9 protein-coding genes and 1 pseudogene are annotated in these 15,461 nt (G+C 61.9%); 7 read left to right on the forward strand and 3 right to left on the reverse strand.

Annotated features, from left to right (window positions below):
* Positions 1 to 88: 88 nt before the first annotated feature.
* The 6 genes and pseudogenes from pimA to glpK all read left to right on the forward strand — a co-directional run bounded on the left by pimA (position 89) and on the right by glpK (position 8,042).
* Complete coding sequence (gene pimA, locus N554_RS0100230) at positions 89 to 1,783, forward strand: dicarboxylate--CoA ligase PimA (RefSeq protein ID WP_029581620.1); 1,695 nt, start codon at positions 89 to 91, stop codon at positions 1,781 to 1,783.
* Positions 1,780 to 2,967, forward strand: coding sequence for an acetyl-CoA C-acyltransferase (locus tag N554_RS0100235; protein ID WP_029581621.1), 1,188 nt, complete (start codon positions 1,780 to 1,782; stop codon positions 2,965 to 2,967). Before pimA ends, N554_RS0100235 begins: the two co-directional genes overlap by 4 nt.
* A gap of 205 nt (positions 2,968 to 3,172) precedes the next feature.
* Positions 3,173 to 4,363, forward strand: a complete 1,191-nt coding sequence (gene pimC / locus N554_RS0100240; protein WP_029581622.1) for a pimeloyl-CoA dehydrogenase large subunit — start codon at positions 3,173 to 3,175, stop codon at positions 4,361 to 4,363.
* A 187-nt stretch (positions 4,364 to 4,550) separates the two neighbouring features.
* Entirely contained in the window at positions 4,551 to 5,693 is a 1,143-nt protein-coding gene (gene pimD, locus N554_RS0100245; RefSeq protein ID WP_029581623.1) for a pimeloyl-CoA dehydrogenase small subunit, read from the forward strand.
* 344 nt (positions 5,694 to 6,037) lie between these two features.
* Positions 6,038 to 6,148 (forward strand): annotated as a pseudogene (locus N554_RS37740) (SDR family oxidoreductase); the annotation flags it as partial.
* A 388-nt stretch (positions 6,149 to 6,536) separates the two neighbouring features.
* Entirely contained in the window at positions 6,537 to 8,042 is a 1,506-nt protein-coding gene (gene glpK, locus N554_RS0100255) for a glycerol kinase GlpK (RefSeq protein ID WP_029581624.1), read from the forward strand.
* 104 nt (positions 8,043 to 8,146) lie between these two features.
* Here glpK and N554_RS0100260 read toward each other — a convergent pair whose 3' ends face one another.
* Together N554_RS0100260 and N554_RS39430 are read right to left on the reverse strand one after the other, a co-directional pair.
* On the reverse strand, positions 8,147 to 9,238 hold the full coding sequence (locus N554_RS0100260; protein WP_029581625.1) for a DUF262 domain-containing protein: 1,092 nt from the start codon (positions 9,236 to 9,238) through the stop codon (positions 8,147 to 8,149).
* A gap of 1 nt (position 9,239) precedes the next feature.
* Complete coding sequence (locus tag N554_RS39430; protein WP_156041705.1) at positions 9,240 to 9,827, reverse strand: hypothetical protein; 588 nt, start codon at positions 9,825 to 9,827, stop codon at positions 9,240 to 9,242.
* A 264-nt stretch (positions 9,828 to 10,091) separates the two neighbouring features.
* Between N554_RS39430 and N554_RS0100265 the strand changes: the two genes are divergently transcribed.
* A complete protein-coding gene (locus tag N554_RS0100265; RefSeq protein WP_029581626.1) occupies positions 10,092 to 10,724 on the forward strand; it encodes a glutathione S-transferase family protein in 633 nt (210 codons plus the stop codon).
* Positions 10,725 to 11,565: 841 nt separating this feature from the next.
* On the opposite strand, the gene metH is transcribed toward N554_RS0100265, so the two are convergent.
* Positions 11,566 to 15,459 carry a methionine synthase gene (gene metH / locus N554_RS0100270; protein ID WP_029581627.1) on the reverse strand — a complete coding sequence of 1,298 codons (3,894 nt, stop codon included), beginning with the start codon at positions 15,457 to 15,459 and terminating at the stop codon, positions 11,566 to 11,568.
* Positions 15,460 to 15,461: the final 2 nt, after the last annotated feature.

Raw genomic sequence — 15,461 nt, forward strand, 5'->3', positions numbered from 1 at the left:
CAATATCGAGGTCAGGGGTTATGGGTCCCTGCGTTCGCAGGGAAGACCCACCGAAAGGTGGTGACGGGCTTGGCTTGCAGGAAACCCCATGACCCATCCCGGCGAAAAATTCTATCCGGAAGGCGTCCACTGGGACGATCCGATCGCGCGCGGCACGTTGCCCGATCTCATGTCGGAGGCAGCCGCCGAATACGGCGCGCGCCCGGCGATCGAATTCCGCGACCGTCCTATCGGGTATGCGGAGCTGGAAGCGATGGTCGAGGTTGCCGCCTCCGCGTTCCTGCGCGCCGGCTACGGCAAGAACGCCTCGGTGGCGCTGTTCCTCGGTAATTCGCCCGATCATCCCGTGAACTTCTTCGGCGCGCTGAAAGCCGGCGCCCGCGTGGTGCATCTTTCCCCGCTCGACGGCGAACGCGCGCTCTCGCACAAGTTAAGCGACAGCGGCGCGCGCATTCTCGTCACCAGCGATCTCGCGGCGCTGTTGCCGATGGCGCTGAAGTTCCTCGAGAAGGGCCTGCTCGATCGCCTGGTCGTCTGCGAGGACGATGATTGGGGCGCGGTCGGCAATCCGCACACGCCGATCCCGAATAATCCGGCGATCGTCACCTTCAAGCAATTCGTCGACGGCGCAACCAGGCCTGAGCGGTGGCCGTCGATCACTGTCGATGACGTTGCGCTGCTGCAATACACCGGCGGCACCACCGGCCTGCCCAAGGGCGCCATGCTGAGCCATGGCAATCTGACCTCCGCGGTATCGATCTATGATGTCTGGGGCAAGGCGGCGCGGGCCAAACGCGATGCCATCGAGCGCGTGATCTGCGTGCTGCCGCTGTTTCATATCTACGCGCTCACCGTGATCCTGCTGCGCAGCCTGGCGCGCGGCGACCTGATCTCGTTGCACCAGCGCTTCGACGTCGAAGCCGTGATGCGCGATATCGAGGTCAAGCGGGCGACAGCGTTTCCGGGCGTCCCCACCATGTGGATCGCGATTGCAAGCCTCCCCGATCTGGAAAGCCGCGATCTGTCGTCGCTGGTCAGTTGCGGCTCGGGCGGCGCGCCGCTGCCGGTCGAGGTCGCGAGGATTTTCGAGCGCAAGACCAACATGAAGCTCAAGAGCGGCTGGGGCATGACCGAGACCTGCTCCCCCGGCACCGGCCATCCCCAGGAGGGACCGGAAAAGCCCGGCTCGATCGGGCTGATGCTGCCCGGCATCGAAATGGATGTCGTCGCACTCGACGATCCCACGAGGGTATTGCCGCCGGGCGAAGCCGGCGAAATCCGCATCAAGGGGCCGAACGTCACCAAGGGCTATTGGAACCGGCCGCAGGAGACCGCGGAGGCTTTTGTCGGCGACCGTTTCCTGACCGGCGACATCGGCTACATGGACAGCGACGGCTATTTCTATCTGGTCGATCGCAAGAAGGACATGATCATCTCCGGCGGCTTCAACGTCTATCCGCAGATGATCGAGCAGGCGATCTACGAGCATCCCGCGGTGCATGAGGTGATCGTGATCGGCATTCCCGACGATTACCGCGGCGAGGCGGCGAAAGCCTTCGTGAAGCTGCGCGCCGGCGCCAATCCGTTCACCCTGGAAGAGCTCAAGGCATTCCTCGCCGGCAAGCTCGGCAAGCACGAGATTCCTGCGGCGCTGGATTTCGTCGATGAACTGCCGCGGACGCCCGTCGGCAAACTCTCGCGCCACGAATTGCGCAACCTGCAGCCCGCGCGGCATCCGGCACAACCCGAACACCAAGAACTCGCCACAGGAGGCCGTTCATGACCGACGCCGTTATCGTCTCCACCGCCCGCACCCCGATCGGCAAGGCCTATCGCGGCGCGCTCAACGCCACCGAAGGCGCGACCCTGCTCGGTCATGCCATCGGTCAGGCGGTCGCCCGCGCCAGGCTCGACCCGAACGAGATCGAGGATGTGGTGATGGGCTGCGCCATGCAGCAGGGCACAACCGGCGGCAACATCGCCCGCAAGTCGCTGCTCCGCGCCGGCATTCCGGTGACCGCCGCCGGCACCACCATCGATCGTCAATGCGCCTCCGGCCTGCAGGCGATTGCGCTTGCGGCCCGCTCGGTGCTGTTCGACGGCGTCGAGATCGCGGTCGGCGGCGGCGGCGAATCGATCAGCCTGGTGCAGAACGACCACGCCAATAAATTCCACGCCGTCGATCCCGAACTGGTGGCGATCAAGAAGGACGTCTACATGCCGATGCTCGACACCGCCGAGACGGTGGCGAAGCGCTACGGCATTTCGCGCCAGCGCCAGGACGAATATTCGCTCGAAAGCCAGCGCCGCACCGCCGCCGCGCAGCAGGGCGGCAAATTCAACGACGAGCTGGCGCCGATCACGACCAGGATGGGCGTGGCCGACAAGGCCACCGGCGAGATTTCCCTCAAGGAAGTCACGCTGTCGAAGGATGAAGGTCCGCGGCCGGATACCACCGCCGAAGGCCTCGCAAGCCTGAAGGCGGTGCGCGGCGAAGGTTTTACCATCACCGCCGGCAACGCCAGCCAGCTTTCCGACGGCGCCAGCGCCAGCGTGATCATGAGCGACAAGCTCGCCGCGCAAAAGGGCCTGAAGCCGCTCGGCATCTTCCGCGGTTTCGTCTCCGCCGGTTGCGAGCCGGATGAAATGGGCATCGGGCCGGTATTCGCGGTGCCGCGGCTGCTCAAGCGCCACGGTCTCAAGGTCGAGGACATCGATCTCTGGGAATTGAACGAAGCCTTCGCGGTGCAGGTGATCTATTGCCGCGACAAGCTCGGCATCGATCCCGAGAAGCTCAACGTCAACGGCGGCGCGGTTGCGGTCGGCCACCCCTATGGCATGTCGGGCGCGCGCCTCGCCGGCCACGCGCTGATCGAGGGCCGCCGCCGCAAGGCCAAATACGCTGTGGTGACCATGTGCGTCGGCGGCGGCATGGGTGCGGCCGGGTTATTCGAGGTGTTGCAGTAATTTGGTGTCGTCCCCGCCTGGTGCGCAATTGCGCACTTGGCGCGGGGACCCATAGTCATCGGCCGTGGTGGGTAGCAAACGGCGTCTACCACGGTGCCAAAAAGCGAGACCTCGCGGTATGGGTCCCCGCGTTCGCGGTGACGGCGTAAGGAAAAAGAGATCGCGGCAATTGAGAATCTAATTCATTCGCTCACAGGAGGATCCGATGGATCTCAGCTTCAGCAAGGAAGAAGTGGCGTTTCGTGACGAAGTGCGAGCCTTCTTCAGGGACAACGTGCCGTCCTCGACGCGGCAGAAACTGCAGGAGGGCCGGCATCTCGGCAAGCAGGAGATGGTCGATTGGTGGCGCATCCTCAACAAGAAGGGCTGGGGCGTGTCGCACTGGCCGAAGGAATATGGCGGCACCGGCTGGAGCTCGGTTCAGCATTACATCTTCAACGAGGAATTGCAGATGGCGCCGGCGCCGGCGCCGCTCGCCTTCGGCGTCAGCATGGTCGGCCCGGTCATCTACACCTTCGGCAACGAGGCGCAGAAGAAGTACTATCTGCCGCGGATCGCCAATGTCGATGACTGGTGGTGCCAGGGTTTCTCCGAGCCGGGCTCGGGCTCCGATCTCGCCTCGCTCAAGACCAAGGCCGAGCGCAAGGGTGACAAATATATCGTCAACGGCCAGAAGACCTGGACCACGCTGGCCCAGCATGCGGACATGGTCTTCTGCCTGTGCCGCACCGATCCGGCCGCGAAGAAGCAGACCGGCATTTCCTTCATCCTGATCGACATGAAGTCGAAGGGCATCACGGTGCGCCCGATCCAGACCATCGATGGCGGCCACGAGGTCAACGAAGTGTTCTTCGACGACGTCGAGGTGCCGCTCGAAAATCTGGTCGGCGAGGAAAACAAGGGCTGGGATTACGCGAAATTCCTGCTCGGCAACGAGCGCACCGGGATCGCGCGGGTCGGCGTTTCCAAGGAGCGGATTCGCCGCATCAAGGAACTGGCGTCGAAGATCGAGTCCGGCGGCAAGCCGGTGCTGGAGGATGTGAAATTCCGCGAGAAGCTCGCCGAGGTCGAGATCGAGCTGAAGGCGCTCGAGCTGACGCAGCTTCGCGTCGTCGCCGACGAAGGCAACCATGGCAAGGGCAAGCCCAACCCGGCGTCCTCGGTGTTGAAGATCAAGGGCTCGGAAATCCAGCAGGCCACCACCGAGCTGTTGATGGAAGTGATCGGCCCGTTCGCCGCGCCTTATGACGAGCACGGCGATGACGGCAGCAACGAAGCGATGGAATGGACCGCACAGATCGCGCCGAGCTATTTCAACAACCGCAAGGTCTCGATCTACGGCGGCTCCAACGAGATCCAGCGCAACATCATCACCAAGGCCGTGCTGGGGTTGTGATAGACGGAGCGCAATAACAACAGCTCGTCGTCCCCGCGAAGGCGGGGACCCAGTACGCCGCGGGGGTCATGTTTTGCTCGGGCGCCTGCGATTACTGGATCCCCGCTTTCGCGGGGATGACGATGGAATATCGGGCAACCGCAGGGGCAACAGCATTGCCCGCGTTGAATTCTGGAGAGACGGTAAAATGGATTTTGATCTGTCGGAGGAGCAGCGGCTTCTCAAGGAAAGCGTCGACGGCCTGCTGGGCAGCTCCTACGATTTCGAGCAGCGCAAGAAATACATGGCGGAGCAGGGCGGCTGGAGCAAAACCGTCTGGAACAAGCTCGCCGAGCAGGGCCTGCTTGGGCTGCCGTTCTCCGAAGACGACGGCGGTTTCGGCGCCGGCGCGGTCGAGACGATGATCGTGATGGAGGCGCTCGGCAAGGCGCTGGTGGTGGAGCCTTATCTGGCGACGGTCGTGATCGGCGGCGGTTTTCTGCGCCGCGGCGGCTCGGCCGGGCAGAAGGCGGCGCACATCCCTTCGATCATCGACGGCAGCAAGACGCTTGCGTTCGCGCAGCTTGAGAAGAATTCGCGCTACGATCTTGGCGATGTTTCGAGCTCGGCCAAGAAAAAAAGCGGGGGTTACGTGATCGACGGCGAGAAGTTCGTCGTGCTCAACGGCGAAAGCGCCGACACATTGATCGTGACCGCGCGCACCAAGGGCGGCCAGCGCGACACCGGCGGCATCGGCGTGTTCCTGGTGCCCGGCAACGCCAAGGGCGTCGCCAGGAAGGGCTATCCGACCCAGGACGGCCTGCATGCGGCCGACATCACTTTCACCGGCGTCGAGGTGGGCGCCGACGCCGCGATCGGCGACCCCGAGAACGCCTTGCCGCTGATCGAGCGCGTGGTCGATGACGCCCGCAGCGCGATCTGCGCCGAAGCGGTCGGCATCATGGATGAATCGCTCAAGACCACCGTCGAATATCTCAAGACCCGCACCCAATTCGGCGTGCCGATCGGCAGCTTTCAGACCCTGCAGCACCGCGCCGCCGATATGTTCGTCGCCCTGGAGCAGGCCCGCAGCATGTCGATGTTCGCGACCATGGCCTCCGATTTCGACGATGCCAAAGAGCGCGCCACCGCGATAGCGGCGGCGAAAGTGCAGGTCGGCAAATCGGGCAAGTTCATCGGCCAGCAGTCGATCCAGCTGCATGGCGGCATCGGCATGACCATGGAGGTCAAGATCGGCCACCATTTCAAGCGGCTGACCATGATCGAGAACACCTTCGGCGACACCGACTATCACCTGCGCCGCGTCACCAACAGCGGCGGGTTGATGTAGCCCGCAATGTCATTCCGGGGCGATGCGAAGCGTCGAACCCGGAATCTCGAGATTCCGGGTCTGATCCTTCGGACCATCCCGGAATGACGAGGGACCGGCGCGCGCCAGCGCGAACCCGGCGCTCCGTCATTGCGAATTTCCTCGATGTCGTCCGCGCATATCCCCTCGTTGTCGTCCCTGCGAACGCAGGGACCCATACCGCGTTGTGCCCTCGACTAAGACGAGGTGGCCGACGCTCTTCGCAAACCTGACGCTGGTGGCTATGGGTCCCTGCGTTCGCAGGGACGACGCCCGCATATTGACCTTCGTCGCTCAACCCGTTGCCTTACCCGCAACTCCACACGAAGCCCGACGAGATCGCCGGCGCGGTGGCCTATCTCGGCTCCGATGCGTCGACGTTCATGACTGGGCAGACCATCGTGGTCGACAGCGGCGTGACCACGGCGGCGGTGTAGGATTCCTTTTTCCGCTCTCCCCTTGTGGGAGAGGGTGGACGCGATGCGCAGCATCGCGGACGGGTGAGGGGTTTGTCTCCGCGGACAGCGACCCCTCATCCGGCAGCCTTCGGCTGCCACCTTCTCCCACAAGGGGAGAAGGAAGAAAGGAACGCGCCGCTGTAAGTTGTCGTCCCTGCGAACGCAGGGACCCATACCGCGTTGTGCCCTCGATTAAGACGAGGTGGCCGACGCTCTTCGCAAAACTGGCGCTGGTGGTTATGGGTCCCTGCGTTCGCAGGGACGACCATGGACTTCGCAGGGACGACGCTGGATATTGACCTTCGCCGTTCAATCCGCTTGCCTTGCCCGCAACACCACACGACAAACACCTCGGGAAGCAAACGCCATGTCCTATGTGCTGGCCATCGATCAGGGCACCACATCCTCGCGCGCGATCGTGTTTCGATCGGACATTTCGATCGCCGCTTCAGCGCAGCAGGAATTCCCGCAGCACTTTCCGGCGTCCGGCTGGGTGGAGCACGAGCCCGACGACATCTGGACCTCCACCGTCGCCACCTGCCGCGAGGCGCTGCGCCAAGCCGACGTCACCGCCAAGGATATCGCCGCGATCGGCATCACCAACCAGCGCGAGACCACCGTGGTGTGGGACCGCGCCACCGGCAAGGCGGTGCATCGCGCCATCGTCTGGCAGGACCGCCGCACCGCCGATATCTGCGCCCAACTGAAGAATGACGGCCACGAGCCGGCGATCACAGCCAAGACCGGCCTGATCATCGATCCCTATTTCTCCGGCACCAAGGTCGCCTGGATCCTCGATTCCGTGCCCGGCGCGCGCGAGCGCGCGATGCGCGGCGAGCTGATGTTCGGCACCGTCGATTCTTATCTGTTGTGGCGGCTCACCGCTGGCCGCGTGCACGCGACCGACGCCACCAACGCCTCGCGCACGCTCTTGTTCAACATCCACACCGGGCAGTGGGACGACGAGCTCCTGAAAATCCTGCGCGTGCCGCGCTCGATGTTGCCTGAGGTGAAGGATTCCTCGCACCATTTCGGCGACAGCGTGCCGGACCTGTTCGGCGGAGCGATTGCGATCTCCGGCATCGCCGGCGACCAGCAGGCCGCCACTATCGGGCAGGCATGCTTCACGCCCGGCATGATCAAGTCGACCTACGGCACCGGCTGTTTTGCCCTGCTCAACACCGGCACCACCCCGGTCGCCTCGAAGAACAAGCTGCTGACCACGATCGCCTACCAGCTGAAGGGCCAGCGCACCTACGCGCTGGAGGGCTCGATCTTCGTCGCCGGCTCCGCGGTGCAGTGGTTGCGCGACGGCTTGGGGATCATCAAGCAGGCCAGCGAGACCGGGCCGCTCGCCGACAAATCCGACTCGATGCAAAGCGTCTATCTGGTGCCGGCCTTCGTCGGCCTCGGCGCGCCCTACTGGAATCCGCGCGTGCGCGGCGCGCTGTTCGGGCTGACGCGCAACACCGGCCCCGCTGAGTTGGCGCATGCCGCGCTGGAAAGCGTCTGCTACCAGACCTTTGATCTCTGGGCGGCGATGCGCGCCGACTGGCCGGAGGCCAAGGCCACCAGGACAGTGCTGCGCGTCGACGGCGGCATGACCGCGTCCGACTGGACCATGCAGCGCCTCGCCGATTTGCTCGACGCGCCGGTCGATCGCCCGATGATCCAGGAAACCACCGCGCTCGGCGCCGCCTATCTCGCCGGCCTTTCCGCCGGCGTCTATCCCGAGCCCACAAAATTCGCCGACAACTGGCGGCTCGAGCACCGCTTCAAGCCCGCGATGAGCGCGGCGACGCGTGAGCGCAAACTGGCCGGATGGGCGCGGGCGGTGAGGGGGCTGCTGGCGAGCGATGAGGGGGAGGGGTAGCCGGTCAAGGGCTTGAGCGACGAGCGGTCGAAGAGTGCCGCCGCATGTAGCGACGCTACTCGTAACAGCAATGGCACCGTGGCACTAACGAGCACCCTTTCTATTCAAAAACCGAGATGTTCCCTAACCGCTTCTCGCATGAGATCGTTGCGTTGTTTGCGCTGAGCTCTATTATTTACGCCTTCCCGAGCCGCCAAAGAGTATTCCGGTGGAAGATTCTGCTCAAATTTCTCTAGGCACCCCTTGATAGCCCGTGCAGAGGCTTCTTGAAAAAGAGGCAGCTCATTTGCAATCGTCACAAACAGCGTAAAGGCGTTCGCTTTGTTCTGCCACATTGAACCTTTCGGGAGCTTCATTTGGCCTATCAAGTGCGCCGTCCGATCAAATGTAAAAATGATCTGATCTTTTGCGCCGAACTGCTGTGCAAATTCCTCAAGATAATCCCGGGCCTTATCATTGCGATTATAAAACCCGTGAAGATGTGTAGCCATGAGATTTAACGTGTACATTAAGTGCACCATTCGCGACGTCTCATATGGAGAGAATATCTTCCCACCAAGCACGAACGATTCGTATTCGGAGACTTTTTGGGCCTGGGCCCAGGCTAGAAATTCTTGAGATACACTCGGATCAAAATCATTTCGGTTGATGTTGATCGCATCCTCAAGGTCGAGGTTCTTCGACGGCAATAGCTCATCGCACAATATCTTGGCGACTAACATAAACTCCGAAGACGCATACTCTGTCGCAAAACGTTCGATTGTCGATAGGGAGTAGAAGGTGCGGTTTAATCGTTTAAAGATCTCTATCAATTGTGGATCATTGTCGCGTAAATCCAAATCCATTACGGGAACCTGATATTTGACGAATTCCTCTCGTTCGGGAACGGTGAGACTTTCAAATTTTCGTCCATCAACATCTAATTCCCCATCGATGAATTGCATGATGGAGCTCATTCTCTGCTGGCCGTCCACAATACACGACGTGCTTACCATCGTCTCGACGTCAATATTACCCCGCGCAACGAATATTTGAGGAAACGGAAAGCCCTTCAAGATGGTGTCAATGAAGTCCCGTTTATGCACGTCTCTCCAAACTAAATTGCGCTGAAAGAAAGGTGAAAGTATCAACCTACCTCGCTTGATGTCATTGTAGAGGTCGATAATTTCACGCGAACGTATGGTATGGCGGATCATGCTAGCCTCTTCTTACGGCAGTAACTGAAGAAATTTGTTTCGCGACGAAGCACTCTTCAGAAAGATAGATTGCGCCTGATATCTTCTTGAAATGGGGAATGTGCTGGGCGCTCAGCCTTGCGAAGAAATCAAACCAGGCTGATTTATTAGGAGCACGGGGCATCAAATCAGGGCGCAGCATTCCCCTCTCTGCCGTGTATTTGATAAAGGCTTCTTTTGTCGAGACACCTTCCCTTCGTTCAAATCCTGTAAGGTCAGTGAAGCCCCGTGTTGCTTGTATAATTTCTCCAAGAAAGCGTGCAAAAAGCGCTGGCGACACAACCGCCAAATCCAGATCGGATTCACCAGCGGCAAAGTCCTTTTGCTTGTGGATGCTATATCCGGTATGTGCTGAACCACAGACAAGAATATGGTGAAGCGGAACGTTATATTTTGAGGAGACTGCTTTTCGGATTTGATGCAGTAATTCTGATTTGTCGGAAAAATATGCTGACGCTTCCGCTAAGAACACCAGTTCGGAAACTTCCCGGACCGACCCCTTTGCGTTTTTTATTACTGAAACTATGCGCGGCTCGATGTCGACGGGCATTCAAACCTCAATCTGTTCGAACACGATAGCTACCTTTGGGATTGATGCAACTGCTGGGCGAGCATTGGGTAGCGTATAAGTCGACCTAGCCTTTAACATCGGTCACTGCTGGATACCCGCTTTCGCGGGTATGACGGCCTTTTGTGAGGCACGCAGTGCCTCTCTCTCCCCGTCAAGGTAAGGAAGATTGTTTCGCTTGCTCGGCCTTTAATCTCTGGCAAGCTGCGATCATATCCGTTCCATCCTCAAGGTGCACCTGATCCCATGCTCCTGATCGGTCAATATGACTCCCCCTTCGTCCGCCGTGTGGCGATTGCGCTGCGGCTTTATGGGCTGTCGTTCGAGCACCGGCCGTGGTCGACGTTTGGCGATGCCGACAAGATCGCGCCATATAATCCGCTGCGGCGGGTACCGACGCTGGTGCTCGATGACGGCGAGACGCTGATCGAGAGCACGGCGATTCTGGATTATCTCGATGAGCTGGCTGGACCGGAACAAGCGATGATCGCAGGCAGCGGACCGGAGCGGCGGCGTGCGTTGAAAATCTGCGCGCTGGCGACCGGGCTCGGCGACAAGGGTGTGAGCCTGCTTTACGAGCGCGTGCTGCGCAAGGATCAGTCGAAAATCTGGGTCGAACGCTGCGAGGCGCAGATCGGCGGCGTGCTCGATGTGCTGGAAAAACAGCGCGCCGCTATCACTTCGCCATACTGGTTCGGCGATCGCATCGGACATGCCGACATCGCGGTCGCCTGCGTGTTGCGATTTACCGGCGAGGCGCATCCGCAATTGTTCAATGCCGCGCGCTATCCGGCACTGAAGACGCACGCCGCGCGCTGCGACGCGCTGCCGCCGTTTCAGGAGATCGTGCAGCCGCTGCGCCCGCCGAGCGGGGATTGAGCGAGGTGCGTTACTTTCTTCCTTCTCCCCTTGTGGGAGAAAGGTGGCGCGAAGCGCCGGATGAGGGGTCTCCATCCGCGGAGAGAACCCCTTGCCCGTCTTCGCTTCCTCTCCCACAGGGGGAGAGGGGAACAGCGAACAGCCAAACTGATTTGCCCGACGGGCAAATCACCGATTTTCCTGTCCAGCCCTGTTCGCAAAAATATTTCGCTTCGCCGTTTGGTAGAAACAGCTTTATGGATTCCGCCGTCCCGTCTCGAAAGAGGGGCGTTGGCCATCGTCACGAACGTTGGGGTGGGATGCGGTGGACGCGGCAGCGTCGGGCGCGCAAAGGGGATCGCAGGGCGGGTTTGGCTCGTGAGCGAATAGCCGGCGCGCAGACGAACGGCGCTGAAGCGTACGGTAAAACCGTGTGGTCCTGGCACCCGTTGCTGGTGTCAAGTCGGCGGAGGTTTTGCAAGCCCAACCGGGCCTTGCACAACCATCAATTCGCTGATGACGGTGACAAGACGAATTCGTCGCCGGGGAGAGCACGGCATAAGCCGTAAAGCCATTGCGCAGGGAATGCCGGACTGCCTCCGCTGCCCCTGTATGCTCGTGTGCGCCCTTTTTTGCGCTATTGCACACGAGACCGCTGGGTGCAGCATGCACCCGGCATTCCCTGCGCCCTCTGTCTTTCGAGGGTCATGGTTCCAGCAAAACTCGGGCACGCGGTGCCGCGGGAATACGAGCGTGTGCCATGAGAGCGTCATTGCGAGGACCGCTTGCGACGAAGCAATCCAGACTTCCTTCGCGGCATTCTGGATTGCTTCGCTTCGCTCGCAATGACGGGGCGCCGCTGTCACCCCGCTCCCACCGCCTTCTTCCGATACGCCAGATGCACCGCGCAGCTGCAGCCCGGCGGATGCGCGGCCAATTCAGTGGAGGCGGCATCGTTGGCGGGTACGGCAATTGCCGGCGCCAGCGTCGGCATCGCTTCTTTCACGCGGCGGTCCTGCAGCGATTGATCCTGCGCCGGGATGTAGTTCAAGACCGGCGCCAGCCAGCGCTCGGCTTCCGCGACGCTCCAGCCTTTTCGCGCGGCGTAATCCTCGACCTGGTCGCGCTCGATCTTGCCGACGCCGAAATAGAAGCTTCCGGGATGGCTAAAATAGAGTCCGGATACCGACGAGCCCGGCCACATCGCAAAGCTCTCGGTCAGCTTCACGCCGGCGGTGTTTTCCGCATCGAGCAAGGCAAACAGCGTGGCCTTCTCGGTGTGATCGGGCTGCGCGGGATAGCCGGGCGCGGGGCGGATGCCCTGATATTTTTCCAGGATCAGGTCTTCCGGCGACAGCGCCTCGTCCGGCGCATAGCCCCAGAATTCCCTGCGGACGCGCGCATGCATCCGCTCGGCGAAGGCTTCGGCGAGACGATCGGCCAGCGCCTTGCACAGGATCGAGGAGTAATCGTCATTGGCGTTCTTGAAGCGGTCGGCAACGATATCTTCGCCGATCCCCGCGGTGACCACGAACGCACCGATATAATCCGTCACGCCGCTCGCAACCGGCGCGATGAAATCCGACAGCGCCGCGTTGAAGCGGCCTTCGCGTTTCTCCAGCTGCTGGCGCAAGGTGTGGAAGGTCGCGATCTTCTTTTTGCGGCCGTCGTCGGCATAAACAGCGATGTCGTCGCCTTCGGCATTGGCCGGCCAGAAGCCGATGGTCGCCTGCGCCTTGAACCAGTTCTCTTTCACGATCAAGTCGAGCATCTTGCGGGCGTCGTCATAGAGCGAGCGCGCGACCTCGCCGACTTTGGGATCGTCGAGAATGGCGGGGAAGCGGCCGGTCAGCTCCCAGGTCTGGAAGAACGGCGTCCAGTCGATGTATTCGGCGAGCTCGGCGAGGTCATAATCTCTAAACGTCTTGATGCCCAGAAACGCCGGCTTCTTCGGCGGTGTCTGGGCGAAGTCGATTTTCACCGCGTTGGCGCGGGCATCGGCGAGCTTGAGCCGCTTCTTGTCGGCCTGCGCGCGGAAATGCGCCGCGGAAATCTTCGCGTAATCCGCGCGGACTTCGGCCGCATAGGCCTCGCGCCGCTCCGGCGAGAGCAGCGACGAGGCGACGCCGACCGCGCGACTGGCGTCGTTGACATGCACCACCGGCCCGCCGCGATAGTTCGGGTCGATCTTCACCGCGGTATGGACGCGGCTGGTGGTGGCGCCGCCGATCAACAGCGGCACCTTCATGCCCTGGCGCTCCAGCTCGCCGGCGAGAAAGCTCATCTCGTCGAGCGAGGGCGTGATCAGGCCGGACAGGCCGATGATATCGGCATCTTCCGCCTTCGCGGTCTCGATGATCTTTGTGGCCGGCACCATGACGCCGAGGTCGATCACCTCGAAATTGTTACATTGCAGCACGATGCCGACGATGTTCTTGCCGATGTCGTGCACGTCGCCCTTCACGGTGGCGAGCACGATCTTGCCGGCGGAGTTGCGGCCGTCGCCGGCAATGCCGTTGGCCAGGTTGCGCGCCTTCTCTTCTTCCATGAACGGCATCAGATAGGCGACGGCCTGCTTCATCACGCGGGCGGATTTCACCACCTGCGGCAGGAACATCTTGCCGTCGCCGAACAGGTCGCCGACGATGTTCATGCCGGCCATCAGCGGGCCTTCGATCACATTCAGCGGCCGCTCGGCGACTTTGCGGGCGTCCTCGGTATCGACATCGATATATTCGGTGATGCCGTGCACCAGCGCGTGGGACAGCCGCTTGTCGACCGGCCATTCGCGCCAGGCGAGATCCTGCTCCCTGGTCTGCTTCTCCTTGCCGCGGAATTTTTCGGCCAGCGCCAGCAGCCGCTCGGAGGCGCCGGGATCGCGATTGAGGATGACGTCTTCGCACACCTGGCGCAGCTCGGGATCGATGTCGTCATAGACGATCATCTGCCCGGCATTGACGATGCCCATGTCCATGCCGGCATGAATCGCGTGATACAGGAACACCGAATGCATGGCTTCGCGCACCGGCTCGTTGCCGCGGAACGAGAACGACAGGTTCGACACGCCGCCGGAGATATGGGCGTGCGGCAGGTTCTGCCGGATCCAGCGCGTCGCCTCGATGAAATCGACGCCGTAATTGTTGTGCTCCTCGAGCCCGGTGGCGATCGCGAAAATGTTCGGATCGAAAATGATATCCTCGGGCGGGAAGTCGAGCCGGTTGACCAGGATGTCATAGGCGCGCTTGCAGATCTCGGTCTTGCGCGCGAACGTGTCGGCCTGTCCCACTTCATCGAACGCCATCACCACCACGGCCGCGCCGTGACGCCGCGCGATCATGGCTTCGTGAATGAATTTCTCCTCGCCTTCCTTCATCGAGATCGAATTCACCACCGGCTTGCCCTGCACGCATTTCAGGCCGGCTTCGATCACGGAAAATTTCGAGGAATCGACCATCACGGGGACGCGGGCGATGTCCGGCTCCGCGGCGACGAGGTTGAGGAATGTCACCATCGCCTTTTCGGAATCCAGCAGGCCCTCGTCCATGTTGACGTCGATGATCTGGGCGCCGTTCTCGACCTGGTCGCGCGCCACCTGCAACGCCGCGGTGTAGTCGCCCGCGGTGATCAGCTTGCGAAATCGCGCCGAGCCGGTGACGTTGGTACGTTCGCCGACATTGACGAAGGGGATCGCGGGCGTCAGTTCGAACGGCTCCAGGCCCGAGAGCCGCAGGCGCGGTTCGATGGTGGGGATCACGCGCGGCTTGTGCGGCGCAACGGCTGCGGCAATCGCCGCGATATGGTCGGGCGTGGTGCCGCAGCAACCGCCGACGATGTTGACGAGGCCGTCGCGCGCGAATTCGCCGATCAGCCGCGCCATATATTCGGGGCTTTCGTCGTACTGGCCGAATTCGTTGGGAAGCCCGGCATTCGGATAGGCGCAGACCAGCGCGTCGGCGACGCGGCCGATGTCGGCGATATGGGCGCGCAGATCTTCGGCGCCGAGCGCGCAGTTGAATCCGATGGTGATCGGCTTGGCGTGGCGCACCGAATTCCAGAACGCTTCCGGCAACTGGCCGGACAGCAGCCGGCCGGATTTGTCGGTGATGGTGCCGGAGATCATCACGGGCACGTCGATGCCGCGGGCCTCGCAGATTTCCGAGATGGCGTACAGCGCCGCCTTGGCGTTGAGCGTGTCGAAGATGGTCTCGAGCAGCAGCAGGTCGGCGCCGCCGTCCAGCAGCCCGTTGATCTGTTCGCCATAGGCGGTGCGCAGGTCGTCGAAGGTGACGGCGCGGTAACCGGGGCTCGAGACGTCAGGCGAGATCGAGGCGGTGCGGTTGGTCGGGCCGATCGCGCCGGCGACAAAGCGCGGCTTGCCGTCCTCGGCGCTGACTTTCTCCGCGGCGGCGCGGGCCAGCCTGGCGCCTTCGAGATTCATCTCGTAGGCGATGCTGGAGAGGTCGTAATCGGCCTGCGCGATCGAGGTCGAGGAAAACGTGTTGGTGGCGACGATGTCGGCGCCGGCGCGCAAGTAGTCGGCGTGGATGTCCTCGATCGCCTTCGGCTGCGTCAGGATCAACAGGTCGTTGTTGCCCCTGAGGTCGCGATGGAAATCCTTGAAGCGCTCGCCGCGAAACGCGGCCTCGTCATATTGCAGGCCCTGGATCATGGTGCCCATGGCGCCGTCGAGCACCAGGATGCGCTCGTGGGCAGCCGCGAGCAGGGCGGTTCGCTTGGGTGAGACAGGCACGCTCATCG

Source organism: Bradyrhizobium sp. URHD0069 (genome assembly GCF_000701345.1).
Taxonomy (GTDB): Bacteria; Pseudomonadota; Alphaproteobacteria; order Rhizobiales; family Xanthobacteraceae; genus Bradyrhizobium.